Source organism: Haloarcula sp. NS06, from assembly GCF_051122755.1.
GTDB lineage: Archaea > Halobacteriota > Halobacteria > Halobacteriales > Haloarculaceae > Haloarcula.
In genome coordinates this window covers 1,790,984-1,816,423 of sequence record NZ_CP184844.1, presented here as the reverse complement: position 1 = coordinate 1,816,423, position 25,440 = coordinate 1,790,984, and the positions used below count along the sequence as shown (strand labels likewise).

Genomic DNA, 25,440 nt, shown 5'->3' with positions numbered 1-25,440 from the left:
ATGAGTGGGTCCGACAGACGGCCCGACCGGACATCCGACAATCCGGACACGCTCCACGCGGAGTTCGACTGGAACGCAGTCTCACCATCAGTAGCGGTCGTACAGACGGTCGCAATCGCGGCTGATCAGGAGGCGATAGAGCTATCACCCCTCATCGAGACGCTCGATCCAGACGCGCTTGACCAGCTATTCAGCCATTTGTCAGAGCCGGACAGCGCCGTCTCGCTCTCGTTTCAGCTGGGTGACTACAGAGTGACTGTGACCGGAACCGGAGACGTGTATGTTCACACCGGACCCGTTCGTCCGTGACTATACGCGAAGCAAGAGCACCGACACAAACGGCCGTGGACGCTTCCCGGAGACGCTCTAGTAAGCCCACTGTAATCGGTAGACAGTCAGCCAGTCTTGTTACCGAGCGTTACGGTATCGAGCGTCGCTGTCCGCTCGTCCGGTGCACCGAGTGGTCGGCCAGTCCAGCGGACCGCGACAGTGTCGCCGCTGTCGAGGTGGAAGCCAACCGAGACATCGCCGTCAAGATAATTACCGTCACCATTTGAGTCCACGCGCGGGTCGTCAACGATGACGCTGTCACCGGACGCGACGGGCAACTGTGCTGCCTCAGCCCATGTCAACGTGGTGGAGCGGTTCCGGTCGGCGTCGGTGACGACAAGTGCCAGCGCGTGCGTACTGGTGTCCGTGAGCCGGTCCCCGCCAGTGTGAGTGAGCGTGACCGCTCCCGCTTCGGCATCGAACTGGGCGTCGATGGTCACCGACGGCGACGCCGTCCGCAGGTCAGCACCGGGGCCAGCGACGAGTGCGACCAGCCCGACAACGGCCAGTGCCGCGAGTCCCCAGACTGCGACTCGCTCGACCGTGACGAGACCCCGGTGACCGCGCGACGACTCAGGACTCATTGCCCGAATCCTCCCCCGGCACGAAAATAAGCGCCCCGGTACGGGTCGAACACGACTAGTCGGCAACCCGTTCTTTTGAAGTAGCTCAATCGTCTAAGCCTTGTACAACGAATGAGTCAGGATTTCTACGAGATACTGGGTGTCTCTCGAGACGCCTCCGAAGACGAGATTCAGGAGGCCTATCGGGAGAAAGCCCGGGAATACCACCCGGACGTGAGTGACGACCCCGACGCCGAGGAGAAGTTCAAGCAGGCCAAGAAGGCCAAAGAGGTCCTCACTGACGAGGAGAAGCGCCAGATGTACGACCAGATGGGCCACGAGCGCTTCGAACAGGCCGAGAAGCGCGGCGGCGCTGGCGGTGGCGGCGGCCGCGGTGGAATGGGTGGAGACCCGTTCGGTGGCGGCGCTGGCGGCTTCGATATGCAGGATATCTTCGACCAGTTCTTCGGGGGCGGCGGCCGCGGCGGACGTGGTGGCAGCCGACAGCGACAGGGACAAGACCTCCAGACGCGACTGGAGGTCGACCTCGAAGAGGCCTACAATGGCGCGACAAAGCAACTGAACGTCACCCGGCCGGAAGCCTGCGACGACTGTGACGGAGCCGGGCATCCGCCAGGAGCCGACTCGGAGACCTGTCCAGAGTGTAACGGCCAGGGCCAGACAACGCAGGTCCAGCAGACACCGATGGGTCGGGTGCAACAGCGGACGACCTGCCGCCGGTGTGACGGCGAGGGAACGCTGTACGACGAAACGTGTTCGACCTGCCGAGGGAACGGTGTCGTCCAGAACGACGCGAGCCTCGAAATCGAGGTCCCGGCCGGCATCGCCGACGGGCAGACGCTCCGGATGGGGCGCGAGGGCGCGCCCGGAGAAAACGGCGGCCCGAACGGCGACCTGCTCATCGAGGTGCGGGTCCGCGACCACCCGGACTTCGAGCGCGACGACGACGACCTGCAATACCAGCAGGCCATCTCGTTCCCGCAAGCAGTGTTTGGTGACACCATCACCGTCCCGACGCTGGACGGCGAGGTGGATGTCGACGTGCCCAGCGGTACCCAGAGCGGCGAGGTATTCCGACTAGAAGGCAAGGGAATGCCGCGACTCCGCCGCCGCGGTCAGGGCGACCTCTACGTGCAGGTGCAGGTCGTCACGCCCGATAGCCTCAACGCCGAACAGAAGGAGGCTCTCGAACAGTTTGCAGAGGCCGGCGGCGAAGAGGTCGACGTTGAGGAAGGCTTCTTCGAGAAACTGAAGAGCTCGCTGTAATCAGTCGCCACTCGCCGGCGTCCCGCTTGTGCCTGATCGGCCCTCGTATTTCGCCAGTGCCGTCGACAGTGCGGCATCGGCGTCGACGTCGAGTTCTTCACACAGCGCGAGCAGTGCAAATAGAGCATCGCCGAGTTCGGCCTCCGGTATCGATAGCGCCGTCGAGTCGGTGCCGTAGCCGGTCGTTTCATTGACCTGTGCCGCGATGTCGCCGAGTTCAGACACCACATCGAGCAGTTGGTAGGCGGGCGGCGTGTCGATGTCGCTATGCCTGAGTACGTCGGCAACCTGTTGTTGTCGTTTCATTTCTAGAGCGTGGGGATAGCCACCTACATCGGCTTTGTGGCCGCGCTGTTTTTCATCGGTGGGGCCGAACGACGACGTATGCAGGTACTCGGTGACCTTGTCGCGCAGGCCCGCGACCGCGACGGCGTCCTCTTTCGTTCGCCGGAGCGGGCGACGCCGTACAGTTACTCCGATTTCGCCACGAACGCCTGGAAAGGCGGGAATCTGCTGCGACATTACGGCGTCCGGCACGGGACGCGGGTCGCCGTCGTCGTCGGTCCGAAAGAGCCGACCGACGAGGACCGACCGGGCTACCTCCGGGACGCCCCGGACGCACTGCTTGCCTTCCTCGCGGCGGCGCTCGACGGCGCGGTCGTCGATATGGACCCACCGAATGCGGTCGATGCGACGGCGCTCGTCGCGCCGGCAGCGTGGCTCGACCGCTACACACAGGGACCGGGGACCAAGGGGCTGGCCTACGGCGGCCCGGTCGATGACCCCACCGTCGCCCAGTTCGAGCGGGAACTGTGGAGCGAGAACCCGCTCCAGCCGCCAGGCGAAGTTTCGCCCGAGGACGGCGTACTGGCGGCCGATAGAACGTACACGCACGGCGAACTAATGGCCGAGAGCGGCCGTGTCGTCGCCGACTACGATATCGATGCGGAGACGACCGTCGCGCTCCGGGCACCGATGACAACTGCGGGCGCGGTCGTCGCCGGACTGCTTGCACCGATGCGGACCGGTGCGACGGTCGTGTTCGGCGGCGACGAGGCTGCGGATATCGCCGTTGCCGACGGGGATGCGCCCGAGGAAATCGTTGTTCGGCCGGCCGACGCGACACCAGCGTAGCAATCCGGCGGACGTTCGTCATCAATGTGCGTAGCGGGTACGCGGTAGTCGCCGTGTTGGTGCGGATGCAAAGCGGAATCGCTGGTCAGTCAGCTGATGGACGCTGTTGCTTTCTTAAAGAATTTATTTGTCCGGCTACAAGCAAGAGTATGGGTTTTGACTTCAAGACCGCGGTAGCCCCACTCGTTGTAATTGTCGCCATCGCGACGGTGGCATTCATATCTATGGATGTGATGGGTCGCTCGACAGTGTTCATGATGGTGCTACCCTCGATGATCGTCTTCTCGGTCATCGCGTTCTTCTTTGGGATGAAGCACGGCGAGTTCCGCGCCAGTCCGTAACAATCTCTCGGTCCACGGTCACGGGACCACTACGCTAAATCACTCCTATTTCAACCCCACTCGGTTACCAGCACGGCTGTATGTCGGCTGGTTCGGCTGTGTGTGAGGCCATTCTATCAAACGACAAATTGACCGTGTTCGTGAGTCTCCCGTCGGATTCAGGATAGGTCTGTCGCCGGAGCCGGAGTCGTCGAATTGCGGTCACTCAGTCGGACGGACGAAGTCCGCAAGCGTCACCAGCAGACCGAGCACCCACCCCAGCGGGATGGAAATCCCGAGCCAGATGATGACGTAAGCGATGCCTTCCCGGTCGAAGTTCTCGATGAAGAACTCCGCGACGCCGACGGAAGCCAGCACTTCATAGAGGAACCACCGGGACAGTGAGTCGCTTGCTGGGATGACGACTGAGGCGACAGTCGTCGAGTACAGCGCCGCGACGACCGGCGGCAGGAAGATGGCCGTCATGGCGAACGGATACGCTAGCGCGACCGTCGTCCCGCGGCCGCCGACGCGCCGGAACGTGACGGCGAGCGCGGCTGACAGCGTCGCGACGCCGCCGGCGACAGCGACAGCGGTGAATCCACCCGACACGAGGTCGATGCTCCCGGGCTCGAACCGGGCGAGTGCCGCTAAGCCGCCCCAGACGAGGACAGAAAGTAGAACGACACCGACAACACCTAAGCGGGTCGCCGTGCCGTCAATGCGGCGGGTTTGGTAGCGCAGGACCACACCACACAATACCAGCGGATACACCAGCGCGATGACTGGGACACCGAGCGCAGACCAGAGACGGTAGAGGACCATCCCAAACGAAGAGTCCGGTGTCCACGTCCCGAGGACGGTGTCGTTAGCGTTTCGCTGACGTGGATATACGAGTTCCATCCACGTTTCGTGTAACCGATTGAGGTCGATACGGATCCCGCCGACGACCCCATGGCTTCCGGTAGACATACCGGTGGTTTCGGTCTACCGGCGTTAAATGTTTCACGGCACCCGTGGCTGTTGTGATATCGCTGTGAAGAGTACGGCCCCGATTCGAAACCGACATATTCAGGACGGGGAGTCCCAAACGGTCAGGTATGACAGACGGTAGAGCGGACGTGTCCCGTCGGGGCTTCCTGCGGACGGCGGCAGGGGCCACGGCTGCGTCGGCCGCAGCAGGCACCGCGACCGCACAGGAAGGCACCGAAGGCGGCGATGGCGGTGGTGGCGGTGGACCGCCGGATTTCGGCGGCTTCCTTGATCAGGTTGGAAACTACGATGGCTCGGTCGCCGATGCGACCGGACAAGACACGGCGACGGTGGAGGTCGGCGTGCAGGCAAACGGCGGGGCGTTCGGCTTCGGCCCACCCGCGATTCACGTCGACAACGGCGCGACTGTCCAGTGGGAGTGGACGGGCAACGGCGGCGGCCACAACGTCGTATCAGACAGTGAGGGCCCGCTTGACTCTGGAAGCGCCACCTCTAGCGCTGGTGTCAACTACGAGCACACCTTTGAGGAGGACGGCATCTATCCCTACGTCTGTGTGCCACACGAAGGACTGGGGATGAAGGGGGCTATCGTCGTCGGGACGGACTACCCAACGAAATCCTCCGATGGCGGCGGTGGTGGTGGGAGCTCCGGCCCGCCGGAAGTGCCAAACAGCGCGAAGACGCTCGGCGTCGCAACCTCGTTCGTGATGGTCGCAACGCTCGGACTCGGGTACTTCTTTATCCGGTACGGCGGCGACTACGAGACGCCCGAGTAACGCTCCGTCGCCGCGTTATACCGAATCCGGGCCGGCGTGAATCTCCAGATCAACGTCCCGTTCCTGCCCTTCGAGGTCCTCGACGACACGTTCGACGATTTTAGTCGCTTCCTTGCGGATGAGCGGCTTGACTTTCTCGATTACCCAGTCCATCGAAACGAGTCGGGGGAGGTCGATAGCGCTGTCCGAGGCCGATCCCGGGTCAAACGCGACATGAAATCGCACACGTGACGCCGTCTGTACGTCCGCCGGAGCGTCGTCCGGATCAGGCTCGACTGCCCAGTACCCTTCGGCGTCGATGTCTTTGACGATCCGCCAGTCGATGCGCGTCGGCGGCGAAACGTCAGTCACCTCTGACCGAGCGGTGTAGGAGAGCTTCCACCATGAGAACACGAGGTCGTAGTTGGTTCCTGGCGAGCCGTCGCCGTCCTGTACCACGCGGTCGAGATATTCGGAATATCGTGCGTAGCCCGGAAAGTCCAGCAGAAACTCGTAGACCGCTTCAGGTGAAACATACACGACTGTGCTAACCTCGACTTCGTCCACATCTGTGACACCGGATGTACCGAAGGTAAACTTTCGGGCATGGACTCCGGCCGCGGCCGTGTTTTTTGCCGAAACATTTCTACAGAGCATAATAGTGAACAGAAAATATTATCACTCTGTATTGGATACAGTGAAAGTAGCATGAGCGCATCCGATATCCAGTCCGCTGATTCCGACAGCGAGCACGAGGACAGTGGATGGGAAGCCGTCCGCGATCTTCCGCCAAGCGCGAAACTCGTCGCGAAAGTCTTAGAGTACAATGAGACTCTGACCCAGAGCCAACTGGCCGAGGAGACGCTGCTGCCGCCGCGGACCGTCCGGTACGCCCTGTCCCGACTCGAAGATGTCGGCGTCATCGACTCTCGGTTTTCGTTTTCCGACGCCCGTAAACGGATCTACACGCTCCGGGTCGAGTAACCACCCAACGCGGTACGTCGAGGAACCGCATCCACCATTCCACGCCAGGGGCTGTTTCACCCTCTTTGTCGCCCGTTCACAGTGTGAGGACAACGTTGATTAGTCACCCTCACAAGACATTTGATATGAAAGTCGTCCTGATTGGTGTCGGGCAGGCTGGCGGGAAAGTAACCCAGTCACTTGCCCAGTTCGATTACGACATGGGGTTCGACGCTGTCCGGGGGGCCCTCGCCGTTAATACGGCGCGAGCCGACCTCCAGAACCTCGATATCGACACGGCCCTCATCGGACAGGACCGAGTGAAAGGTCACGGCGTCGGCGGTGACAACGAGCTCGGGGCCCAGATTATGCAAGAGAACGCCACCGAGGTGCTCGACGAACTTGACGGTCGCATCACGACCGAAGCCGAGGCTATCGTCGTCGTCGCCGGACTCGGCGGCGGTACCGGCTCGGGTGGCGCACCGATGCTCGCCCGCGAACTCAAGCGGATTTACGAGAAGCCGGTGTACGTCCTTGGCATTCTCCCCGGCCGGGACGAGGGTGGTCTCTATCAGGCCAATGCCGGTCGCTCACTCAAGACCGCTGCCCGCGAGGCAGACTCCCTCCTCCTCGTCGATAACGACGCCTGGCGTGGCAGCGGCGACAGCGTCGCCGCCGGTTTCGAACGCGTTAACGACGCCATTTCACGACGTGTCGGCCTGCTGTTCGCCTCCGGCGAGGCAGTTGAGGGGGTCGGTGAGAGCGTCGTCGACTCCTCGGAGATCATCAACACACTCAGGGGCGGCGGCATCGCCTCTATCGGTTACGCCAGCGCCGAGGCCAGCGAGGACGCCGGCGAGAACGTCAACACGATCACCAGCGTGACCCGGAAAGCCCTCCTTACGAGCATGAGCCTGCCAAACGCGGTCAAGGCCGACTCGGCCCTCCTCGTCGTCGCGGGTGACCCCGAACGACTCTCGCGGAAAGGCGTCGAGCGAGCGCGCCGCTGGGTGGAAGACCAGACCGGGAGTATGGAGGTCCGGGGCGGAGACTTCCCACTCGGCTCCGATAAGATCGCGTCGCTCATCGTCCTTTCGGGTGTCGAGCGGTCCCAGCGGGTCGACGAGTTCATGGAGCGCGCCACGGAAGCGGCAAACTCACAGGGCGGAACGACCGACCCGGACGAGTTCACGAACGACCAGCTGGACGGGCTGTTCTAACCGATCCAGATATCGGAATCACTTGGTGACGGCAGGAGCCTCAGGCGAGACTGCTACCGTCGAACTTTGCGCGGTCGAAGTCGTGGTCAAGCAGGTCGAGAATGGTCGGCGCGATGTCGTAGAGGTCGGCGTCGTCGATGCGAACGTCCGGGTCGTCGACCATGAGCGTCGCGTTGTCGAAGCTGTGCATACCGTTTCGCGGCCCGACACCGAACACGTCCTCGGAGCCTTTGAATCCGGCCTTCAGGTCGAACCCGTGGTTTGGGACGACGGTGAGGTCCGGCGCGATGTCGTCGTGGTCGCCACGGTAGGCGTCTTCTTTGGTGACAACACGGTCTGCGACGGGCTTGCCATCCGGTCCCTCAAGCGCTTCGAGTTTTTCCTTGAGGTCCGCGCGGACGGACTCGTACTCGTCTTCGGGGACGCCGCCGTTCGGTTCGCGGCCCTCGAGATTGATGTAGAAGCGGCCGGGGATGAGCGAGTAGGCCTTGGTATCCTCGCTGATGTCGCCGAGTTCGGAGTGGTCGTCGGTCGCGTAGTCGAGCCACCCCTCCTGCTGGAGCCACTCGTTGAAGTGGACCTCATAGTCAAGCGAGGTGAAGCCGTGGTCCGAGGCGACGACCATCGTCACGTCGTCGGGGAGTCGGTCGCGCAGGTCGCCGAGATAGGCGTCGACCTGCTTGTAGAACTCGAAGAAGGCTTCCTGGTTCTCGCCGTCGCGCTCGTAGTCCTTGAACAGGAAGTGATTGACCCGATCCGTGGTCATGAATACGCCGAAAAACAGGTCCCAGTCATCTTGCTCGACGTAGTGTTTGAACGCCTCGTAGCGCTTTTCCAGCGTCTTGTGGGCGTCTTCGACGAAGTCGCTCTTGTCATCGTCGTGGCCGAGTTTGGCGTTGACGTCAATCCGGTAGTCGCTGTCCTGGAGGTGGTCCCGGAGTTCGTCCGGGTAAGCGGCCTTGTCCACGCCCGGTGAGAGAAAGCCCGACACCATCCGCTGGACGTTCCGCTGCGGCGGGAAGGTGACCGGCACGTTCAAAACCGTCGCGTTGCGGCCATCGTCGGTGACACGGTCCCAGAGGCGCGTCGCCTGCACGTCACGCCCCATCGGGACGTAGGTGTCGTACGAACCAACTTCGCGGTCCTGGAAGCCGTAGACGCCTGTTTGCCCAGGGTTAACCCCGGTCGTCAGCGCTGGCCAGCAGGCGCTAGACTCGGGAGGGACGATACTGTCGATGGGGCCGGCGCTTCCGTCCGACGCCATCTCCGTAAGGTTCGGAAACACGTCGGGGTGTTCGTCGATGAGGCTGAACGGTACGCCGTCAATGCCGAAGAAGGCAACACGCGGTGCGTCGTCGCCCTTCAATCGGTCGAATAATCCCATACGATCCGTTAGTCAGGTCAGGAACAAGAAACTTCTTTTCGGCGCCGCGTCACCGAAAGCGGCAATATCATCGACGCGGTCTGTGGTTAAGACGACTGGTCCGCGTTCTCCGGAACCACAGTTAGATGTGCGATTCCGGGTGTCGACCGTCGTTCGGCTCGCGGAACGACAGTCGTGTGGTCAAGCGCCGCGTCGGTGTCATCAGTAGCCATACGCGTACAGATAGCGGTTACACGGACAAAAGATTACCCATGCTCATACATAATCGGAGACACCTGCCGGTATTACTTCTGGAAATACACCGTCAGCGGAACAAAAACCGCAAAACGTGGTTCTGGAAGCGTCAGTTGAACTCTTCGTCGTAGAGTTCCTGCGCGTGAACGATAGCGTCCTTTGCGGCTTCTCTGTCTTCCCAGCCTAGCGTTTCGACTTCTTTGCCCTCTTCGAGGTTCTTGTAGGTCGAGAAGAACTCGTCAATCTCGTCGAGGGTCTGCTGTGGGATGTCGTCGAGGTCCTCGATGTGGTCGTAGCGCGGGTCCTCAATCGGGACTGCGATGACCTTGTCGTCTTGCTCACCGTCGTCGTCCATCTTCATCAGGGCAACGGGACGGGCCTCAATGACGCAGCCGGGGAACGTCTGGTCCTCGACGAGGACGAGCACGTCGAACGGATCCTCGTCGTCGTAGTACGACTGCGGGATGAAGCCGTAGTCGGACGGGTAGTGAACGTTCGAGTGAAGGACACGGTCGAGGACGACACCGGGGATGTCCTTCTCGTATTCGTACTTGTTACGCTCGCCTTTCAGGCACTCGACGACAGCGTAGATCTCTTCGGGTGGGCTCGGTCCAGTTTCGAGGTCTTCCCAGAGGTTCGTCATCACCGGCGACTGCGCGACGCCGTCAAAAAGTCCTTTCGTAATAGCCGCAGCTATTCGGTATTATGCGCTATATAACCCAATAATATCTAACTATAGATATATTCTTAGATTACACTTACTACCTGTAAACGACAATCTGAAAGCAAATTAATCGGAAACTCAATTCAACCAAGGGCACATAATATAACAAATCCAATACGATTGTGGCTGCTAGCTGTGTGGTGGTTAATGCCCCACAGCAGGCGTTGTACGCCAGAGTTAACAAGTGTTAAATAGCTTGCTGACATTTACTCAACTATGTCAGAGGCACAAACAGTTACTGACAGTCCGGGCATCGCAAAAGAACTCACCGCTTTTCAGCAGAATATCCTAGTAATACTTGCTGAAGAGCCACGGTATGGTCTCGCTATCAAGCGCGAACTGGAAGAATACTACAACGACGAAGTCAACCACGGTCGCCTGTACCCGAACCTCGACGACCTCGTCGAGATGGGACTCGTCGAGAAGAGTGAACTCGACAAGCGAACGAACCAGTACTCCCTGACAGAGTCGGGCAAGGACGCGGTCCTTGACCAGCTCGGATGGGTGTTCGGAAAGTTCATCTCCGATGACGGCCGAGCCGACGAACTCCGTGATCTGATCGCGGCGCAGCAGTAGATTCGCACCTGGGCACCTGCGAACTACTGGTAACCACTTCTTAACGGCAGACAAATACGGATCACCAGCGGGTGTACCAGATGATTAGACGTCGGGGACGCGGCCACCGGCTTCTTCGACAGTGAGACGAATCGACTGCTCAAGAACCGACTGCTGTTCCGCAGTTGGCCACGCGTTCCGCCGAACGTAATCGTCCCGAAACTCCTGAATTTCGTCCGGCGTCGCCTCGGAGATCGGTTTGGCGTAGTGGTTGCTCATGAAATCGGCGAGCAACTCCGCGTTGGCGCCGTGTGTCTCGCCATGGACTTCGGTAACAGCTTCGACAACGGCTCGGTTTGCAGCGTCTATCTCTGCCCACTCGTCCGGGTCACCGGGGCCTGAGAGCCGTATCTCGACCCCACGGTCGATGTCGTCGACCCGCTCCGGACGGATGACGCCATCGTCGACCCATTCGGCGGGATGGCAGACGAGTACGTCACCCGTCTCGTCGTCTCTGATACGGGCAGTGTAGTCGTACTCGGCGAGGATTTCGTCGCGTTCGGTTCTGTAGGCATCAGCCTCGGCCTCATCGACCGCTTCGCGAGCGAGCCTGGTCAGCCGTTCGGCCTGTTCAGTCACATCTGTCGGCAGGTCAGTCATCGTCGAGTGCGTCGTTCGCTAGTTCGTCTGCACGGTCGTTTATTTCCCGCGGAACGTGCTCGATCTGCCAGTCGTCAAAGTCTGTCAGTAGCTCGCGGACACGGACGCGGTTCTCTCGCAGTTCGGGGTCGTTCGTATCCCACTCGCCACGGACCTGTTTGACGATAAGCTCTGAATCACCCCGGATATGGACGTCGTCGAATCCGTAGTCACGTGCGACTTCAACCGCGCGGATGAGCGCTTTGTACTCCGCTTGGTTGTTCGTCGCCGTTCCAATCGTTTCCCCGCCCTCTGTGACAATTCCGCTATCGTTGACCAGCACGTAGCCGACCGAGGCCGGTCCCGGATTGCCACGCGATGCGCCATCAAAATACGCATGGACGCGCCCGCCGTCATTGTCGCGCAGCAGAGCCTCAAGTCGTGCGGTCCCCTCACCCTGTACGACGACTTTCCCGTCGTAGGCGACCGCTGTCGCGCCGCCGTATTCGACGCGCCAGCGCTCGTGGTCAGTGTTTCCCGATTCAATGTCGAGTCCCGCATCCGCTAGGCGCTCGCGGGCCGTCGTCTCGTCACATTCGATGACCGGCATTGTCCGAGGGTGGCTGACCCGTCGGTATAGACGTTGTGGTCGCCCTATCAGTTCCCGGCTTTGCTGCTGATTCGTTCAGCACCGGTCTGTCGGCCCTCTTCACCACCCAAGAACCGACCTAGAACACCGACCAGCCCGCCAACGGTGACAACGGCTCCGGCGGCGAACATGATCGACAGGATCGGGTCGACAGGCTCGATGAGGATGGGCGAGAGGAACAGGATAATACCGGATAGGATGGCTGTCGCCGCTGCGACGGGACTTACCTGTTTCCCCGACGAGACGCGGTACGTGGAATGGGCAAGAGTGAGGGCTGCGAGTTCCCCGACAAGAAGGTTGACCAGCGCCTGCTCATACGCGACAGGGATAATCGCCGAGACAAATACGACAGCCATGCTGACCAGCGTCGCGCCGAGCAGGAACCACTTCGTTGTATTTACCATGATTTATATCACCTATTGTTACTCAATCCACCCCTGTAAGAGTTGCTCTCCCACGGACCGCTGGAAAGGTTCTTATCGGGGAGGACCGAAGGCGTGACAGATGCAACTCGACGAGTTCATCGAGGGGTTCGAGGAAGACGAAGCCGCACAGCGGCGCCGCCTCGCGGCGGAGAAGTCCTACGCCATCACGGACCACCTCGAAGACGTCGAGCAGCAGTTCGAGGCGGCGGTACAGGGCGATTCGCTGTTCGGATCGACGGCCCCGGAGATATTCGTCGGGCGGTCGGGGTACCCCAACGTCTCGACGGGCCTGCTCTCCCCGGTTGACACCGACGCCGCCGCTGCCGGGTTCGCGACCAGCGGCGACTGGTATCAGGAAGGACTGGGCATTGAGGACGTACTCCAGCGCCGGACCGGCATGGTGAACTCCACCCAGACCACGTCGGTCGATTCGGTCAGGGCCAGTGGTGGGCGCGGCGGCGGTGGGGTCCACGACGTCTGGAACGGCTTCGTCGGCGTCCAGCGTGAAGTCGCCATCGCGGACCATCCCGTCGACGTGGAGGTGGGGCTCGACGGCACTCCTGAGATGGATGTGAGCTTCGACGACGTTGGGACGCCAACGGGGCCACGAGCACACGCGACGGGTGCCGACTTGGCGGAGAACCCCCACGTCCCCCGCCCCGTTGAAAAGACGCTGTCGGACGACGACTGGCGCGCGGAGGGCGCGATGGCGTACCTGTACCGCCGCGGGTTCGACGTGTACGACATCAACACCATCCTCTCAGCGGGCGCACTCGGGCAGGCCAGCGAGCGCTCGCTGGTGCCGACACGATGGTCGATCACTGCCGTCGACGACACAGTCGGGCAGTACGTTCGTGGCACGCTGCGTAACGCCGACACCATCGACAAGCCGGAGCTGTGGTACAACGAGTACATGGGGAACCGCTACTGGGTCGTGCTCGCGCCCGGTCGCTGGGAGTTCGAGCTCGTCGAGATGAAGGCCCCACAGAGCGTCTGGAACCCACGCCCGGAGACGGGCTACTACATGTCCAGCGCTCACGAAGGCTACGAGGGACGGACCGCCTACGTCGAGGAGACGGCCGGAGCGTACTACGCAGCACGGCTCGGCGTCCTCGAACATTTGCAGGAGCGGGACAAGCAGGCGAAGTGTCTGGTGCTGCGGGAAATCACCGACGACTACTGGGCACCCGTCGGTGTCTGGCAGGTGCGCGAGGGCGTCCGGAATGCCTTCGACGGGGAACCCGGGACCGCTCAGTCCTTCCGGGAGACGCTGACGGCTATCGCCGACCAGCTCCCCGTCAGTCTCGGACAGTTACGGCGCAAGTCCGAACTCGTCGCTGGTCTTCAGTCGCAGTTGAGCGATTTCTAACAGCGCTTCACATTGCGGTGGACGACCTGTGTTCAGTAAGCGCTATCAGCGTTGCCCGCTGTCACCGTCACTGTCACCGACGTCGTCCCAGGCCGAAGTACCGAATCCGTCATCATCAGTGTCGTTACTCCGACTCGGATCATCGGTGTAGCTGTCTCCTATTTGTTCATCCACGCTCGAAGTTGTCCCTGTGGTGGCTTGTCCGGACCTGTGTGTCCCGCCAGTGCCGGTCGTGGGTGCAAGCGGCGGTTCGCCGTACTCCTCCTCGTATGCGTCTGCGAAGCCACGCGCCCAGACGTACATGATCGCCGACTGGCCGACGAACGCGAGGAACGGAACCGCGAGGTAGCCAATAATCGTGAATCCCAGGACGGTCGCTCCAACGGAGACGATGATATTGACCGCAAACGCCATTACCACGGCCATCAGCATCGTTCGGTTCGTCCCAACAGACGAGAGAACATCACGGTCAAAGCCCGCAGCAATACTGTCCGCCCGGACGAAGTTCCCCGTCGCAACGGGCAGTATCACTGCCATTGCGAGAACGCCGATAAAGTAGAGCAAGGCGGCGACGAGAAAACCGACGAGCAGCAATCCCTCTGAGCCGCCGAGTCCACCACCGATCACCAGCAGGCCCGGGATAGCAAGCGCGAGCGTGAGCAACAACCCGTACCCCATAACGACGACCGTATGTCGGATTCCGTCGACGGTTATGTCGGCCAGGTCCAGTTCGTCCCAGGCCGGCGGCGTGTCAGTCTCCCCCTGAGGACCCGGCGCATCACTTCGAGCATATATCCCTGAAACGTGAACAGCGGAACGATCAAAAAGCCGAAAAACAGTACAACCCCACCGAGGCCGATGCGTTTGGCCCAGTCATCGCCCTGTGTCTGATAGCGAAGTGCGTCTTCTATCATGTTCAGTCAGTCTTAAGATAGATTCAAATAAGTTGTGTCATGGTTGAAAGCTGCGAGCCAGACATCGCAGCTCTCGGACTGGTTCAGTACGGACAAGAGCGTGGCTCAGGTTCGATCAGTGCTGTGTGGCGAAACCTCGACAAACGCCGGGGTGTCGACTCCTCCGGCACAAACCGGGCACCCAACAACCAACAGGCGCTCCCGAACGCCACCGTCGACCGTTGCACACACATCACAGTTCGGGCACGTGAAGCGGTACTCCGGCATGTACTCAGGCAGGGACTTGGATAGCCGAAGGAACTGCCCCCTCAATGTGGAGGGACTACACATACGTGGGGGCGTTCCGCTCGCGAGTCAGCTCGCCGATCGCTGGTGTCGTACAGTGGAGCGTCTCGAATATATAGCCCACAATAGTGGTCTTAGGAAGGATTATTCCACTCGCTCGGTACGGTTACACGATGACTGATATGCCGCTGAAGCTCGGGTTCGTCTGCGTCCAGAACGCGGGCCGAAGCCAGATGTCCGCAGCGTTTGCCGAACGGGAACGCACCCGTCGCGGACTCGAAGATACGGTCGAAATTCTGACCGGCGGCACAGACCCCGCAGATGAAGTACATCCGGAAGTCGTCGAGGCGATGGCCGAACTCGACATCGACCTCTCTGACCGGGCCCCGCAAGCGGTTCCGGACGACGAGCTCAACAGTTGCACCGTCGTTGCGACGATGGGGTGTTCGACGCTCGAACTCGATACCGACATCGCAGTGCGTGACTGGGCGCTAGAGGACCCGCACGGGCAGTCGGTTGAGCGGGTGCGGGAAATCCGAGACGAGATCGAGACGCGTGTCGCCGACCTGTTCGACGAATTCACCGACAGCAGTACCAATTGAAACGATGTACACACCGGGCGCACTGCTCTCGTGCGATCAGGTGTACACTAAATGTCAGTGCTACTAAAACCGACGCCTGCTGCAGACGCTGAAGCTAGGGCGGTCCGGCACGCCGACAGAGCCGCGGCAGTCCTTGACCACTAACTACCACTCGACGTACGTGAGATACTCGACCTGTTCGTACGCCAGAAGCCACGTCCCGTAGCTATCTGTGACCTCAACCCCCTCGTGCTCTCGAATGTGGTCAGTGACCGACCGGAAGGCCTCGTCATCCTGGAAGTAGCCGCCGTCAATCGCTTCTTCAACGACTTCTCGTTCGGCTTCGGAAAGGCCCGTAAGCGTGAACAGGTACTGGTCCCGGATCTGGTCAGCGAACGAGTCGACACCCGACGCAACTTCCGTTGCTTCGTACCAGTATTTCGTCTCTGTTGTCATTCGTGTGCTGACCGTCACCCGGTAGCGGTCGCCGTTGTGGACGATAATATCGTACTGGCGCTCCGGAACGAACACCGACCCGTCGCCCACTTCCTCGGCAGTACCATACCCGACACCCACATCGTACCCGTCCCCGCTGGGCGGGTTATCGTCTGAAATGATCGGCTCAAGTCGCTGGCGGTCCACGGCCGGTAGCTCCTCGTAGTCGATTTCGCCGAGTTCAGCCGTCGAATCACCCGGGTCAAGATCAATTCGCACCTCATACACTGTCACTTCACTGCTCTCGAGTGCCGTCTCCGAAACTTCGTAGAAGGCATCATCAATCCGGACGGTATCGGTCCGGTCGAACAGTTCGTATCGTCCCCGGCGTGTCGCAGAGCCGTTTTCGATGGCCGCTGAGACGGCCGTGTATTCCGCCGACTCGGGATCGGGCGATATCGAGACTTCGTCGGCAATGTCGGCTCCCGTCGCATCGTCCATGTCCAGCACGACAGAGGGATGGCCGCAGCCGGCGACAGCGACCGAGAGGAGGGCTGTTCCACTTGCAAGGAACTGGCGTCGTCGCATACAGCTATTGACAGCCAACCGGAACGAAAGTCTTCTGGGCCAAGCTCGTTGTGTTGACCTCGGTAATCGCTATGAACAGAGTGAGCGTGCGCACTGACTGGCAAGGTTTCTACTATCTCCTAATAGCGGTCGTTTCCCCGGGTGAGATATGGCGGCTGTGATGACACTCGGTGTGGAGGGGTCGCTGAAACGGAGTCGAGGGACAAAGCAGCTTATTTTTCCGCTATCCAGACCATCTCTTTTGCCCCGTCTTTCAGCGGCTGCCGGTCAAAGCCGCCATAGCCAGTCCAGTCGCTCCATCCGGTTGTCTCCAGAAGAAGCTCGAACTCTGGCTTCGAAAGGAGGGCCAGTTGAAACGTTGCCCGTCGAACCACATCTCCGTCGTGTGCAATCGTTCGCTCCGTTTCGACGGTCTGGGAAACTTCGTCGACAAGCCGGGAGATGTTGGTGACAACGTATTCCTCGCCCTGATATGTCACAGACCGCGTCTGCGGCTCGTCATAGGATTCGGATATCATATCGAAACTCGGGACAAAGAAGTTCAGAGCAAGTCGTCCATCCGGCGCAAGAGCCTCGCGGAATTGTCGGAGCGCCGCTTTCTGTTCCGCTACTGTGACGTTATGGAGGAAAGTGCGGAACGGGACGATAATGAGTTCGTACTCCCGGGAGGTGGCAAAGTTGGTCATATCAGCCTGCCTGACAGCGGGCGTGAGGCCGGCTTCGTCGGCTTTCTGTTCCAGAACGGTGAGCATCTCCGCAGAGATATCGATACCGTCCGCATCTACACCAGCCCGAAGGAGTTCAAGATAGATGCGGCCTGTTCCACAGCCGACTTCAAGCACCGGACCATCGGTCTCTGCGGCCAGATCAACGTAGAACTCGACATCACCGATTTCCTGCTCCTCGTAATTAGCATCGTAAAAGCCCGCCCACTCGTCGAAAAAGTCTTTTGCGAGGTCCATACTTTTGTCACCGTGGTATGGCCCCATCATATTATTGGTGGTATGTCATGTGATGTCTCTTTAGAGACCGCCGAACGCACCCGCAACTGTTCAATATTGTGTATGGTTGTCTGATCGATTCCGTTCGTCATCAATTCCGAACAAGACCAGACGCTGGTTTACCGTCTAGTAGAATGTGAGCGTCCACGTCGCCGCTTTGTTGATGCCCGTCTCTTGATTCTCCGGGGTTGTCACCGGGACCACCTTGTGATAACAGCCTGAGCCGTAGTAAACGCAAGACGGTGGCAGGGTCCGCAAGGTTCCCTTTCGAGTTGACAAATACTTCCTTCAGCGGCATCTTTCAATTTTGCCGAAATCTCCAATCTACAACGCTGTAGATCTGGTTCTGGTAAAGCAAGGAACGGGAAGAACTCGGTATGGGCCAACGCGGATTTGAACCGCGAACCTCCCGGTTATCAGCCGAGCGCTCAACCTGATTGAGCTATTGGCCCAACGCATTCTTTTGTACCCGAGGGGTATTGAAAAGGGTAACGTTTCGCGGCCGGTTGGGGATGTGAAACCGCGTCAGGGCTTCAGTTTTCGTCGCTGTCGTCGAAGTCGACGTCGGTGGCTTCGTCTGGGTCGAAGGAGGTGCCGGAACCGGAGCCAGAGCCGGAACCGGGGCCACCCTCTGGACCGGTCGGACCGGGGCCAGCCGGGCCGTTTTCGTCACCAGGGAAGCCGCCAACGTACACCTGACCGCTGGCGAAACCACTTGTCTTGGCGTCGATGTAGGGGCGGACGACCCAGCGGCGCGTGGCGGCACGGACGGGGTACCGGGTGAACGGTACCGCGAGCAGGAGGCCGACGAAGTCCGTCACCAGACCGGGGGTAAGGAAGAACGCGCCGGCGGCGATGAGGAGGCCGCCGTCGATGAGTTCGTCGGTCGGGAGTTCGCCGACGGCGAGTCGCTGTTGGATCTTCCGAAGCGTCGCACGGCCTTCGGCGCGGACCAGCAGCATACCGACCAGCGCCGTCAGTACGACGAGGGCAACCGTCACGAGCGAGCCGAGGAACGGTATTGCGACCGTCACCAGCAACACGATGTCAAACAGCGGGATGAGCAGCAATAGCCCGATGGCCCGGAGCATACGACTGCTTGCAGGCCCGCCCCCAAACGCCTTTCGAGAGCAGAACCGAGCAGTCAACTGCCGAGGGAGCGGGTCAGCGTTCCCGCAGTCGGACTTCGACCGGTTCTGTGGGACTCAGCGTAATCTGCATCGCCAGCGACAGCGGTGGTTCGGTGACCGCTTCCACGGCGTACTGTTGGGCCATGGTCGCCAGGGCGAGCTTGGCCTCCATCCGGGCAAAGCGCATGCCGATGCAGTGGCGCGGGCCGCCGCCGAAAGGGTAGTAGGCGTAGTCCGGGAGCGACGCTTCAAGGTCATCGTCCCATCGCTCGGGGCGGAAGGCGTCGGGCGCGTCGTACCACCGGTCGTCCCGCTGGACGAGCCACTGCGGGAGAGTGAGTTGGGCGTCCGTTGAGAGTTCGTATCCGCCGAGGGTCACCGGCTCCGTCGGCTGGCGAAACACCGTGAACGCGGGCGGGTACAGCCGTAGGACTTCGTTCAGCACGGCATCGAGATACGGCAGTTCGAACAGGTCTTCGGGCGTCGGCCGACCGTCTCCCAGCGTCGCGTCGAGTTCATCATGGAGGCGCTGCTGGCGCTTCGGATTGTTCGCCAGTAAGAACCAGGCGTAGGTGAGCGTCAGCGCCGTCGTGTCGTGGCCGGCGACGAGAAACGTCAGGAGCTGGTGGCCCAGTCGCTCGCGGTTCATCGTCTCGTCATCGAGCGAGAGCAGCAAGGAAAGAACGTCGTCGCGCGCCTTGCGGGCGCGCTCATCCTCACGCTGGCGAGCGGCGATAACGTCGTCAAGCGTGGACTGGAACTCGGCCAGCGAGCTGTTGACGGCGCGGTTCGTTCCGGTCGGAACCCACAGCGGGAGGTACGCCGACAGCGACCGCGGATCCAGCCGCTTGCGCAACGCGTCAAGCAGCGGTTCCAGCGCATCCGCAGTGGTCTCGATATCCACGTCTAGCAGCGTCTTGCCGAGAATGTTCAGCGTCAGCGACTGCATATGCGGGAGGACAGCGATGCGCTGGCCGTCGCTCCAGCCTGCCGCCGTCCGGTCGGCGAACTCGGTCATCGTGTCACCGTAGGTGGCGATGCGTTCCCGGTAGAACGCGGGCTGGAGCGCCGTCCGCTGGCGTTGCCACTCTTCGCCCTCTAACAGAAACAGGCCCTCACCGATGAACTGGCCAAGGGTATCCTGAAGCAGCCGCCCCTTCTCGTATACATCGGCGTCAGTTACCAGCACCTGCTCGACGAGATCAGGATGACAGACGAAACAGCCCGTCGTCCCGGCGACGCTGTACCCCACCACATCGGCTTCGTGGGCACCGGCGCGGTCATAGAACCCCAGTGGATCACGCAACATCGCGGCGGTATTGTCGACAAACGGGACGCGGCCGAGACGGGGTGGCCGGTCGCCCGGTGTGACCGGTTTCGGTGTTTCGTGAATCGCCTGCTGGGTATCCATCGCCAATGTTTGGGCCGCCCAGCCAATCGGTCTTTCGCCGGGAGTGAGAGGGCCTTTGTACGCCCACCGCCCAGACTAGATATGGACGAATACGCACGCGACACCAAGGTCGAGTGGCGCGAATGGGGCACAACCCCGTTTGAGGACGCCGCCGAGTCGGGGAAGCCAGTGCTGCTGGCGCTGACAGTCCCGTGGAGCGCCGAATGCCGAGCGATGGATCGGGGCACGTTCGGTGAGCCCCGCATCGCGGCCAACATCAACGACGGGTTCATTCCAGTCCGCGTTGACGCCGACCGCAATCCGCGCGTCCGGGAGCGGTACACGATGGGTGGGTTCCCGTCGACGGTGTTCCTGACCCCTGAGGGTGAGGTTATCACCGGCGCGACGTTCCTCGGGCCGGACGGGTTCCGCGGTATTCTTGACTCTGTCCGAGAGTCATGGGACGCCCAGGGCGCAGCGGCGGGCTCGATTCCTCGGCAGCTACAGGACGAGTCGCCGCCTGCTGGCGAGCTCCGCCCGCGTATCGAGGAGCACATGGTCGAGCAACTGCTTGGCGCGTTCGACGACGAGTTCGGCGGCTGGGGAACCGACGTGAAGTTCCCGCTGCCGCGGACCGTAGAGTTCGCCCTCGTCCGAGCGCGGGACCAGGCCACTAGGACGCTCGAAGCGATCCGCACACACCTGCTCGACACCTACGACGGCGGCTTCTTCCGATACTCCACGGAGCGCAGCTGGGGGAACCCGCGGAGAGAGAAATTGCTCGACGAGAACGCAGCCCTGGTCCGGGCCTTCGCTCACGGCTATCGGTACACCGGAACTGAGGCGTACCGGGACGCCGCCCAGCGGACCGTCGACTACCTCACGACGACGCTGTGGGCCGGCGACGCGTTCGCCGCGAGTCAGGCCGGGTCGGACGAGTACTACCGCCTAGAGCCGACAGAGCGCGAAGGAACAGTGTCACCCAATGTCGACGAAACGGTGTTCGCCGACCGCAACGGCCTCGCTATCGATGCCCTACTGTGGGTCGCGGCCTACACCGACGACGAGCGCGCCCAGCAGTATGCCAGTCGCGCTCGGGACGCTATCTGTGAGTCGCTTGTCGACGGCGGCGAGGTCGCCCACTACGACGGTACTGACAGCGACACCGGCCTGTTGCTAGACCAGGCGCAGCTCCTCCAAGGCCTGACGACGAGCTGGCAGGTCCTCGGTGAACCGGGGCCGGCCAGAGCTGTCGCCGACTGGACCATCGAGAACCGCCAGCAGGACGACGGCGCGTTCCGCGACGGTCCCGCCAGCGGCGCGGGGCTGTGTACCCGCTCGCTCCACCCGCTCGACGCGACAGTGGAACTGGCTGACGCACTGGTCGACCTCGCAGCACTCACCGGCGAGGATCGATACCGCAACGCGGCGCTTTCGGCCGTCGAGTCCTTTGCCGGCGCGGCAGAACGGATGGGCGTTGAGGTAGCCGGCTACGCCGGCGTTGCGGCCCGCCTTCAGCAACCCCAGACACTCACCGTCGGTACTGAATCGGGGACAGATCTCCACCGCGCGGCGCTTCGGCTGGCCGACCACGAGACCACCGTCGTCCCGGAGCCGGACGGCGACGGCACGGCGCGACTCCTCGACGGGGACGCTATCGTCGCCGAAGGGACGACGCCGGCCGAACTCGACGCCTCGCTAACTGGCGAGCGCTGACACGAACAACGGCAGCAAACGTGGACAAACGGTAAACCCCCGATAAGTTTTTGCACGCGTACCCTGATGTATGGGTATGTCCAGTCTCAGAGATCTCGGACTCTCCGAATATGAAGCTAGAGCATATCGGTCACTGCTGGAAACGGGACCGACAACGGCCAAGGAACTATCACGGGCCAGCGACGTCCCAATGGGCCGCATCTACGACGTACTCAACAGCCTCGAAACGTACAATCTCGTCCGCAGTCAGACCGCCAGCCGACCCAAAAAATACGTTGCTGTCGAGCCCGACACGGCTCTCGACCGTCTGCTCGAAGATAAGAAGCGCGAACTCGAAGAAAAGGTCGGCCAGTACGAGGAAATCGTCGACGACCTCTCGTCACAACTGGAGTCGGCAGACCCCGTCGATGAGCCGTTCTGGACGGCCGCTGTTGGCCCCGATAATTCGCTTGACCTGTTGCTTGAACGACTAGCTGCTGCCGACGACGAGATTATCATGGTCGGCTCGGCACCTGCTCGGCAGGTCGATATCCTCTCTGGCACCGAGCGGATCGTCGATGAGCTCGAAGCGGCGCTGGAACGAGGCGTCGAGGTGTCCCTGCTCGTCCGACCGGATCTGTTTGAGAGTCTTCCTGAGGAGGCCAACCGTGAGTACTACGAGCGGCTCTTCCACTACGACAACTACAGCGCCCGCGCCAGTCCGAACATCAGGACTACGTTCGAGCTACTCGACGGGATTGAAGTCTGTATCGAGGTCCCACACCCGCTGGGCCGAGAAGAGACCTTCGGCGTCATCGACATGAAAGACTCCGATTTCACTGCCGATATCAGCCAGGCGTTCGAAGAACACTGGGCCGAAGCGAAACCGGTCGGCCCGCCATAGTTGGACCGCTGGAACAGGCGGGGAGAAATCGGGCCGAAAACGATGTCCGTACTCTCACGGATTGCGCCGCTCAAAAAATACTGCGGTTCTGCGGGTCGCTACGCTCACGGTTTCAGCGTTCACAATCGAGACGCACAGCGTCTCGCGCTCCCCACTCAAAATTCCGAAGACGTCGCTGCGCTCAGTCCTCGCTGACTTCCTGCCGCAGATCGTCCAACTGCGCCACGCGCTCCGCGTGGGCGTTGTGCTGGTGGATGGACTCGTCGTTGGACTGTTTCATCGTCACGACGGCATCGTCGGGTAGATCCGGGAACGTCTCGACGACGCCCTCAGCGAGCGCGCGAACGCAGTCCTCAACGAACTTGGCGTCCTTGTGGGCCTCGTAGGTCATGTGGTCCTCGTCGGGCCGCTTCGCGAGATTGTAGATGCGGGCGCTCATCGAGTCGCGGGCGACTTCGATGAGTTCGTTCAGGTCAACCTCGGGCGCGCCGTCGCTCTGGACGGTGAGCGTGGCGTGGCCCCGCTGTGAGTGGCCGGCCTGTGGATTGGTTTCGAGGAACTCCTCAATGACATCGTCGTCAACGTTTAGCTGCTGGAGCGTCTCGCGGGCGCGGGAAGCCGACATCCCCTGTGAGCACGGACAGACGGTCATCCCGGTGACACGAGCACCGATTTCCTCGCTCGTCCCGTCTTCGGTCGCCGTCGCCGAGGCGATGATATCGGCGGTCGACTGTGTCGCCATTTCCGACGCCGGCGTGGATTCGTGGGTGACGTACTCCGCTTCCATCCGAACCTCTGCTTTCGTCGTGTAATCGTGCTTCTCAAGCAGGAGTTCGGCGGCGTCGCCACAGACATCCTCAACCCGATAGGCTTCCTCGGAGACAGCGGTTTCCAGTGTCTCGTCGATAACCTCCATATTGCGGGACATGTCGGCACCCTTTCGCCAGGACGGCAGGTCTACGAACACTTCGAACTCCGCCATGAGTACGATGGGGTCGCGGTCACGACGCCCCAGTTTGACGAGTTTCTCGACACCCGTCACACCGACGCGATTGAGACCGACCGTTACGTCCGGACTTGACGCCTGCACGTCCGGGAGTTGTTGACTCATTGCCCTCCCTATGGAAGAGAATCGGTTAGTGTTTTCGAAAGGGTGAGCGGGTCGCCGTGAGCATCGCCACCGCGGAAACTACCCGCTCCGAACCGGATCAAAGCTGTGTACTGTCCGGCAGTGATTCGTCCGTCTCGAAATCCCGGAACAGCAACTCGAAGTCCGTGGCATCGAACGAATCCGTGAGTTCGTCAAGCTCCGCCCGGACCTCCGCGAGTTCAGCCTCCAGTGCAGCAAACTCCTCACTTTCATCGAGGACGGCCTGTGGTTTCGACGATTCCAGTGCCGCGTATTTCGCCGTGAGCGAGTAACACTCGCGCAGGCGTTCCTCGTAATCAGCGTACAGAAGCAACTGTTCGATTGTCTGGAAGAGGTCTTCCTTCGACACCGGTTTGAGGACGTAATCATCGAAGGGCATCTCGATGATATCGAAATCAGGGTCCACTGCGGTCACCATCGCTACGCGCGTGTCGTAGCGTTTCTCACGAATCGCCGACAGCACCTCGTCACCGGAGAGATCCGGCATTCGCCGGTCTAACAGGACAATATCGACTGCAGAATCCAGTTTCGAAAGGGCGGCCTCACCGCTGTATGCCGTCTCGACTGCGTGCCGATCCCGTAGCTGTTCTGCGTACACGTCGGCCACCGCTGATTCGTCGTCGACGACGAGGATTGTCGCTTGCCGACCCTTTGTCATTAGCTAGCATATTTACAACAGGATTGCAAAAGGATTCCGGCCGGCTCAAATCAGGCTACCTTATTCACCAAGTCCTACTGTCCGACGATGTCGTCGTATCGTGCTCCTGTCTGTTTGAGCGTCTCCGTCGAGTACAGTCGGTCGTGGTCGTAGGGGAGGTGGTCGGTCGCGAGTTCGTCTATCTTCTTATCCACGATGGCCGCTTCGCGTCCGTGAATCATTGTAAAGAGGCTGTACTGCCAGTCCTGCTCAGGCCGGCGAGGCCGGTGATAGCAGAGCGTGACGTAGGGGAGCTCGCCGACTGCCTGCCCGCGCTCGTCGAGGGCGTCGTCAGGGACATCCCAGACAACCATGCAGTTGTTGTCGAACCCGGTGACAATGTGATTCACGACACAGCCGATGCGCTTGATACAGCCGGCTTGCTGGAGTCGCTTGATGCCCGAGAGCACGTCGGACACGTCGGCATCGACAGCGTCCGCCACGTCCTGGTAGGGCGTTGCGACGAGCGGGAAACCGGTCTGGATTTCGAGCAACAACCGTCGGTCCAGTTCCGAGAGATCTGCGGCGGCGTCTTCGCTTATTCGGGTCGCAGTGGCGTCGGTCGTCTCCAGACTCTCCCGGGCAAACCGGTCACCGTTGACGACCGGGAACTCCAGATCGATGTAGTAGTCGGTCAGCATCGGCAAGACGAGTACCGAACAGCCCGTTCGCTCCTCAATCTCGGACAGAATCTCGTCGCGTCGCTGTCGGGAGCCTGCAGTGACAACGAACCACATATTCCACTCGTGGTCGCGAGCGTAGTTGTGGTTCACCTGGCGGTACCCGTTGATTATCTCGGCGACCTCGTCGAACCGATCCTCCGGGGCACTGACAGCAGCCAGCGTCGAAGAACCAATGACCGGCGGATTGAGAACTGGACCGAACCGACGAAAGATGCCGTCGTCACGGAGCGTTTTGACCCGGTCGAGTGCTGTTCCCGCCGAAACCCCCAGTGCATCACCGACGGCCTCGAAGGGGTGTTCCTGAATCGGGAAGTCGCTCTGGAACTCATCGATGAGCGCAGCGTCTATCTCGTCGATCTGCTCGCGCCACTCGCCCGACTGGAGACTCATTGTATCTGGTTAGGAGTGTAGTCGTGTATCCCTTTCGGGACCTCAGCCAGTTC

32 protein-coding genes and 1 tRNA gene are annotated in these 25,440 nt (G+C 61.1%); 12 read left to right on the top strand and 21 right to left on the bottom strand.

The genetic code is table 11. The features are described 5' to 3' along the window. Positions 1 to 309: a HalOD1 output domain-containing protein gene (locus ACODNH_RS13225; protein WP_306704840.1), complete on the top strand. Its 309-nt coding sequence runs from the start codon at positions 1 to 3 to the stop codon at positions 307 to 309. Between the two features lie 86 nt (positions 310 to 395). Here ACODNH_RS13225 and ACODNH_RS13220 read toward each other — a convergent pair whose 3' ends face one another. Further along, complete coding sequence (locus tag ACODNH_RS13220) at positions 396 to 914, bottom strand: hypothetical protein (RefSeq protein WP_306704838.1); 519 nt, start codon at positions 912 to 914, stop codon at positions 396 to 398. A 111-nt stretch (positions 915 to 1,025) separates the two neighbouring features. On the opposite strand from ACODNH_RS13220, the gene dnaJ reads away from it, so the two are divergent. After that, positions 1,026 to 2,180, top strand: coding sequence for a molecular chaperone DnaJ (gene dnaJ / locus ACODNH_RS13215; protein WP_306704836.1), 1,155 nt, complete (start codon positions 1,026 to 1,028; stop codon positions 2,178 to 2,180). Here the strand turns inward: dnaJ and ACODNH_RS13210 are convergent, their stop codons facing one another. Continuing rightward, positions 2,181 to 2,486, bottom strand: coding sequence for a nucleotide pyrophosphohydrolase (locus ACODNH_RS13210; protein WP_306704834.1), 306 nt, complete (start codon positions 2,484 to 2,486; stop codon positions 2,181 to 2,183). A 78-nt stretch (positions 2,487 to 2,564) separates the two neighbouring features. Between ACODNH_RS13210 and ACODNH_RS13205 the strand changes: the two genes are divergently transcribed. After that, positions 2,565 to 3,314: a hypothetical protein gene (locus ACODNH_RS13205; RefSeq protein WP_306704832.1), complete on the top strand. Its 750-nt coding sequence runs from the start codon at positions 2,565 to 2,567 to the stop codon at positions 3,312 to 3,314. Between the two features lie 149 nt (positions 3,315 to 3,463). Beyond that, a complete protein-coding gene (locus ACODNH_RS13200) occupies positions 3,464 to 3,655 on the top strand; it encodes a DUF7333 family protein (RefSeq protein ID WP_005535987.1) in 192 nt (63 codons plus the stop codon). Positions 3,656 to 3,856: 201 nt separating this feature from the next. Here ACODNH_RS13200 and ACODNH_RS13195 read toward each other — a convergent pair whose 3' ends face one another. Then, positions 3,857 to 4,606, bottom strand: coding sequence for a hypothetical protein (locus ACODNH_RS13195; protein ID WP_306704830.1), 750 nt, complete (start codon positions 4,604 to 4,606; stop codon positions 3,857 to 3,859). 128 nt (positions 4,607 to 4,734) lie between these two features. Here ACODNH_RS13195 and ACODNH_RS13190 point away from each other — a divergent pair, with 128 nt between their 5' ends. Then, entirely contained in the window at positions 4,735 to 5,403 is a 669-nt protein-coding gene (locus tag ACODNH_RS13190) for a halocyanin domain-containing protein (protein ID WP_306704828.1), read from the top strand. Positions 5,404 to 5,418: 15 nt separating this feature from the next. On the opposite strand, the gene ACODNH_RS13185 is transcribed toward ACODNH_RS13190, so the two are convergent. Next, positions 5,419 to 5,949, bottom strand: a complete 531-nt coding sequence (locus ACODNH_RS13185) for a type II toxin-antitoxin system RatA family toxin (RefSeq protein WP_306704826.1) — start codon at positions 5,947 to 5,949, stop codon at positions 5,419 to 5,421. Positions 5,950 to 6,090: 141 nt separating this feature from the next. Here ACODNH_RS13185 and ACODNH_RS13180 point away from each other — a divergent pair, with 141 nt between their 5' ends. Next, positions 6,091 to 6,366 carry a MarR family transcriptional regulator gene (locus ACODNH_RS13180; RefSeq protein WP_306704824.1) on the top strand — a complete coding sequence of 92 codons (276 nt, stop codon included), beginning with the start codon at positions 6,091 to 6,093 and terminating at the stop codon, positions 6,364 to 6,366. A gap of 125 nt (positions 6,367 to 6,491) precedes the next feature. Beyond that, the gene (locus tag ACODNH_RS13175; RefSeq protein WP_306704822.1) at positions 6,492 to 7,565 is read left to right on the top strand and encodes a tubulin/FtsZ family protein; all 1,074 of its coding nucleotides are present in this window, start codon (positions 6,492 to 6,494) and stop codon (positions 7,563 to 7,565) included. 40 nt (positions 7,566 to 7,605) lie between these two features. On the opposite strand, the gene ACODNH_RS13170 is transcribed toward ACODNH_RS13175, so the two are convergent. The 3 genes from ACODNH_RS13170 to ACODNH_RS13160 all read right to left on the bottom strand — a co-directional run bounded on the left by ACODNH_RS13170 (position 7,606) and on the right by ACODNH_RS13160 (position 9,826). Next, complete coding sequence (locus tag ACODNH_RS13170; RefSeq protein ID WP_306704820.1) at positions 7,606 to 8,949, bottom strand: alkaline phosphatase family protein; 1,344 nt, start codon at positions 8,947 to 8,949, stop codon at positions 7,606 to 7,608. 86 nt (positions 8,950 to 9,035) lie between these two features. Further along, positions 9,036 to 9,161 carry a hypothetical protein gene (locus tag ACODNH_RS13165; RefSeq protein WP_005535999.1) on the bottom strand — a complete coding sequence of 42 codons (126 nt, stop codon included), beginning with the start codon at positions 9,159 to 9,161 and terminating at the stop codon, positions 9,036 to 9,038. Positions 9,162 to 9,292: 131 nt separating this feature from the next. Beyond that, entirely contained in the window at positions 9,293 to 9,826 is a 534-nt protein-coding gene (locus ACODNH_RS13160; protein ID WP_434530403.1) for an inorganic diphosphatase, read from the bottom strand. A 297-nt stretch (positions 9,827 to 10,123) separates the two neighbouring features. On the opposite strand from ACODNH_RS13160, the gene ACODNH_RS13155 reads away from it, so the two are divergent. After that, complete coding sequence (locus ACODNH_RS13155; RefSeq protein WP_004593840.1) at positions 10,124 to 10,483, top strand: PadR family transcriptional regulator; 360 nt, start codon at positions 10,124 to 10,126, stop codon at positions 10,481 to 10,483. Positions 10,484 to 10,567: 84 nt separating this feature from the next. Here the strand turns inward: ACODNH_RS13155 and ACODNH_RS13150 are convergent, their stop codons facing one another. Genes ACODNH_RS13150 through ACODNH_RS13140 form a run of 3 tightly spaced genes read right to left on the bottom strand, consistent with a single transcriptional unit; the run spans position 10,568 to position 12,154 of the window. Further along, positions 10,568 to 11,122 (bottom strand): DUF7108 domain-containing protein, encoded by a 555-nt coding sequence (locus ACODNH_RS13150; RefSeq protein WP_306704813.1) that lies wholly within the window; start codon positions 11,120 to 11,122, stop codon positions 10,568 to 10,570. Continuing rightward, the gene (rnhA, locus tag ACODNH_RS13145) at positions 11,115 to 11,711 is read right to left on the bottom strand and encodes a ribonuclease HI (protein ID WP_306704811.1); all 597 of its coding nucleotides are present in this window, start codon (positions 11,709 to 11,711) and stop codon (positions 11,115 to 11,117) included. The genes ACODNH_RS13150 and rnhA overlap by 8 nt, the downstream gene beginning before the upstream one ends. A gap of 47 nt (positions 11,712 to 11,758) precedes the next feature. After that, positions 11,759 to 12,154 carry a hypothetical protein gene (locus ACODNH_RS13140; RefSeq protein ID WP_306704809.1) on the bottom strand — a complete coding sequence of 132 codons (396 nt, stop codon included), beginning with the start codon at positions 12,152 to 12,154 and terminating at the stop codon, positions 11,759 to 11,761. 100 nt (positions 12,155 to 12,254) lie between these two features. On the opposite strand from ACODNH_RS13140, the gene nreA reads away from it, so the two are divergent. After that, entirely contained in the window at positions 12,255 to 13,544 is a 1,290-nt protein-coding gene (gene nreA / locus ACODNH_RS13135; protein ID WP_306704807.1) for a DNA repair protein NreA, read from the top strand. Positions 13,545 to 13,589: 45 nt separating this feature from the next. On the opposite strand, the gene ACODNH_RS13130 is transcribed toward nreA, so the two are convergent. From ACODNH_RS13130 to ACODNH_RS13120, 3 genes are all read right to left on the bottom strand, one after another. After that, the gene (locus ACODNH_RS13130) at positions 13,590 to 14,243 is read right to left on the bottom strand and encodes a DUF4013 domain-containing protein (protein ID WP_434531443.1); all 654 of its coding nucleotides are present in this window, start codon (positions 14,241 to 14,243) and stop codon (positions 13,590 to 13,592) included. An 11-nt stretch (positions 14,244 to 14,254) separates the two neighbouring features. Further along, on the bottom strand, positions 14,255 to 14,458 hold the full coding sequence (locus ACODNH_RS13125; RefSeq protein ID WP_434530402.1) for a hypothetical protein: 204 nt from the start codon (positions 14,456 to 14,458) through the stop codon (positions 14,255 to 14,257). A gap of 105 nt (positions 14,459 to 14,563) precedes the next feature. Beyond that, entirely contained in the window at positions 14,564 to 14,725 is a 162-nt protein-coding gene (locus ACODNH_RS13120) for a DUF7560 family zinc ribbon protein (protein ID WP_434530401.1), read from the bottom strand. A gap of 191 nt (positions 14,726 to 14,916) precedes the next feature. Here ACODNH_RS13120 and ACODNH_RS13115 point away from each other — a divergent pair, with 191 nt between their 5' ends. Next, positions 14,917 to 15,345, top strand: a complete 429-nt coding sequence (locus tag ACODNH_RS13115) for a low molecular weight phosphatase family protein (RefSeq protein ID WP_306704802.1) — start codon at positions 14,917 to 14,919, stop codon at positions 15,343 to 15,345. Positions 15,346 to 15,489: 144 nt separating this feature from the next. Here the strand turns inward: ACODNH_RS13115 and ACODNH_RS13110 are convergent, their stop codons facing one another. From ACODNH_RS13110 to ACODNH_RS13090, 5 genes are all read right to left on the bottom strand, one after another. Next, complete coding sequence (locus ACODNH_RS13110) at positions 15,490 to 16,347, bottom strand: hypothetical protein (protein WP_306704800.1); 858 nt, start codon at positions 16,345 to 16,347, stop codon at positions 15,490 to 15,492. A gap of 212 nt (positions 16,348 to 16,559) precedes the next feature. Beyond that, complete coding sequence (locus ACODNH_RS13105) at positions 16,560 to 17,309, bottom strand: class I SAM-dependent methyltransferase (RefSeq protein WP_306704798.1); 750 nt, start codon at positions 17,307 to 17,309, stop codon at positions 16,560 to 16,562. Positions 17,310 to 17,726: 417 nt separating this feature from the next. Next, a tRNA-Ile gene (locus ACODNH_RS13100) sits at positions 17,727 to 17,800 on the bottom strand. 81 nt (positions 17,801 to 17,881) lie between these two features. Further along, positions 17,882 to 18,439, bottom strand: coding sequence for an FxsA family protein (locus tag ACODNH_RS13095; protein WP_306704796.1), 558 nt, complete (start codon positions 18,437 to 18,439; stop codon positions 17,882 to 17,884). Positions 18,440 to 18,512: 73 nt separating this feature from the next. After that, positions 18,513 to 19,889 (bottom strand): cytochrome P450, encoded by a 1,377-nt coding sequence (locus tag ACODNH_RS13090; RefSeq protein ID WP_434530400.1) that lies wholly within the window; start codon positions 19,887 to 19,889, stop codon positions 18,513 to 18,515. A gap of 81 nt (positions 19,890 to 19,970) precedes the next feature. Here ACODNH_RS13090 and ACODNH_RS13085 point away from each other — a divergent pair, with 81 nt between their 5' ends. Together ACODNH_RS13085 and ACODNH_RS13080 are read left to right on the top strand one after the other, a co-directional pair. After that, positions 19,971 to 21,584, top strand: coding sequence for a DUF255 domain-containing protein (locus tag ACODNH_RS13085; protein ID WP_306704792.1), 1,614 nt, complete (start codon positions 19,971 to 19,973; stop codon positions 21,582 to 21,584). Positions 21,585 to 21,660: 76 nt separating this feature from the next. Then, complete coding sequence (locus ACODNH_RS13080) at positions 21,661 to 22,467, top strand: TrmB family transcriptional regulator (RefSeq protein WP_306704790.1); 807 nt, start codon at positions 21,661 to 21,663, stop codon at positions 22,465 to 22,467. A gap of 181 nt (positions 22,468 to 22,648) precedes the next feature. Here ACODNH_RS13080 and mptA read toward each other — a convergent pair whose 3' ends face one another. The 3 genes from mptA to ahbB form a co-directional block, all read right to left on the bottom strand. Next, on the bottom strand, positions 22,649 to 23,578 hold the full coding sequence (mptA, locus tag ACODNH_RS13075; protein ID WP_306704789.1) for a GTP cyclohydrolase MptA: 930 nt from the start codon (positions 23,576 to 23,578) through the stop codon (positions 22,649 to 22,651). 97 nt (positions 23,579 to 23,675) lie between these two features. Continuing rightward, on the bottom strand, positions 23,676 to 24,275 hold the full coding sequence (locus ACODNH_RS13070; protein WP_306704787.1) for a response regulator: 600 nt from the start codon (positions 24,273 to 24,275) through the stop codon (positions 23,676 to 23,678). Positions 24,276 to 24,349: 74 nt separating this feature from the next. Beyond that, entirely contained in the window at positions 24,350 to 25,387 is a 1,038-nt protein-coding gene (ahbB, locus tag ACODNH_RS13065; RefSeq protein WP_434530399.1) for a siroheme decarboxylase subunit beta, read from the bottom strand. Positions 25,388 to 25,440: the final 53 nt, after the last annotated feature.

Bases quoted from the DNA above. Each gene is read 5' to 3' on its own strand.
- ACODNH_RS13120 (WP_434530401.1), bottom strand. From the start codon at position 14,725: ATGCCGGAGTACCGCTTCACGTGCCCGAACTGTGATGTGTGTGCAACG.
- ACODNH_RS13150 (WP_306704813.1), bottom strand. From the start codon at position 11,122: ATGACTGACCTGCCGACAGATGTGACTGAACAGGCCGAACGGCTGACC.
- nreA (WP_306704807.1), top strand. From the start codon at position 12,255: ATGCAACTCGACGAGTTCATCGAGGGGTTCGAGGAAGACGAAGCCGCA.
- ACODNH_RS13180 (WP_306704824.1), top strand. From the start codon at position 6,091: ATGAGCGCATCCGATATCCAGTCCGCTGATTCCGACAGCGAGCACGAG.
- ahbB (WP_434530399.1), bottom strand. From the start codon at position 25,387: ATGAGTCTCCAGTCGGGCGAGTGGCGCGAGCAGATCGACGAGATAGAC.
- mptA (WP_306704789.1), bottom strand. From the start codon at position 23,578: ATGAGTCAACAACTCCCGGACGTGCAGGCGTCAAGTCCGGACGTAACG.
- ACODNH_RS13160 (WP_434530403.1), bottom strand. From the start codon at position 9,826: ATGACGAACCTCTGGGAAGACCTCGAAACTGGACCGAGCCCACCCGAA.
- ACODNH_RS13200 (WP_005535987.1), top strand. From the start codon at position 3,464: ATGGGTTTTGACTTCAAGACCGCGGTAGCCCCACTCGTTGTAATTGTC.
- ACODNH_RS13170 (WP_306704820.1), bottom strand. From the start codon at position 8,949: ATGGGATTATTCGACCGATTGAAGGGCGACGACGCACCGCGTGTTGCC.
- dnaJ (WP_306704836.1), top strand. From the start codon at position 1,026: ATGAGTCAGGATTTCTACGAGATACTGGGTGTCTCTCGAGACGCCTCC.
- ACODNH_RS13105 (WP_306704798.1), bottom strand. From the start codon at position 17,309: ATGGACCTCGCAAAAGACTTTTTCGACGAGTGGGCGGGCTTTTACGAT.
- ACODNH_RS13190 (WP_306704828.1), top strand. From the start codon at position 4,735: ATGACAGACGGTAGAGCGGACGTGTCCCGTCGGGGCTTCCTGCGGACG.
- ACODNH_RS13175 (WP_306704822.1), top strand. From the start codon at position 6,492: ATGAAAGTCGTCCTGATTGGTGTCGGGCAGGCTGGCGGGAAAGTAACC.
- ACODNH_RS13220 (WP_306704838.1), bottom strand. From the start codon at position 914: ATGAGTCCTGAGTCGTCGCGCGGTCACCGGGGTCTCGTCACGGTCGAG.
- ACODNH_RS13195 (WP_306704830.1), bottom strand. From the start codon at position 4,606: ATGTCTACCGGAAGCCATGGGGTCGTCGGCGGGATCCGTATCGACCTC.
- ACODNH_RS13205 (WP_306704832.1), top strand. From the start codon at position 2,565: ATGCAGGTACTCGGTGACCTTGTCGCGCAGGCCCGCGACCGCGACGGC.
- ACODNH_RS13090 (WP_434530400.1), bottom strand. From the start codon at position 19,889: ATGGATACCCAGCAGGCGATTCACGAAACACCGAAACCGGTCACACCG.
- ACODNH_RS13080 (WP_306704790.1), top strand. From the start codon at position 21,661: ATGTCCAGTCTCAGAGATCTCGGACTCTCCGAATATGAAGCTAGAGCA.
- ACODNH_RS13155 (WP_004593840.1), top strand. From the start codon at position 10,124: ATGTCAGAGGCACAAACAGTTACTGACAGTCCGGGCATCGCAAAAGAA.
- ACODNH_RS13125 (WP_434530402.1), bottom strand. From the start codon at position 14,458: ATGATAGAAGACGCACTTCGCTATCAGACACAGGGCGATGACTGGGCC.
- rnhA (WP_306704811.1), bottom strand. From the start codon at position 11,711: ATGCCGGTCATCGAATGTGACGAGACGACGGCCCGCGAGCGCCTAGCG.
- ACODNH_RS13210 (WP_306704834.1), bottom strand. From the start codon at position 2,486: ATGAAACGACAACAACAGGTTGCCGACGTACTCAGGCATAGCGACATC.
- ACODNH_RS13225 (WP_306704840.1), top strand. From the start codon at position 1: ATGAGTGGGTCCGACAGACGGCCCGACCGGACATCCGACAATCCGGAC.
- ACODNH_RS13095 (WP_306704796.1), bottom strand. From the start codon at position 18,439: ATGCTCCGGGCCATCGGGCTATTGCTGCTCATCCCGCTGTTTGACATC.
- ACODNH_RS13115 (WP_306704802.1), top strand. From the start codon at position 14,917: ATGACTGATATGCCGCTGAAGCTCGGGTTCGTCTGCGTCCAGAACGCG.
- ACODNH_RS13140 (WP_306704809.1), bottom strand. From the start codon at position 12,154: ATGGTAAATACAACGAAGTGGTTCCTGCTCGGCGCGACGCTGGTCAGC.
- ACODNH_RS13085 (WP_306704792.1), top strand. From the start codon at position 19,971: ATGGACGAATACGCACGCGACACCAAGGTCGAGTGGCGCGAATGGGGC.
- ACODNH_RS13070 (WP_306704787.1), bottom strand. From the start codon at position 24,275: ATGACAAAGGGTCGGCAAGCGACAATCCTCGTCGTCGACGACGAATCA.
- ACODNH_RS13165 (WP_005535999.1), bottom strand. From the start codon at position 9,161: ATGGCTACTGATGACACCGACGCGGCGCTTGACCACACGACTGTCGTT.
- ACODNH_RS13110 (WP_306704800.1), bottom strand. From the start codon at position 16,347: ATGCGACGACGCCAGTTCCTTGCAAGTGGAACAGCCCTCCTCTCGGTC.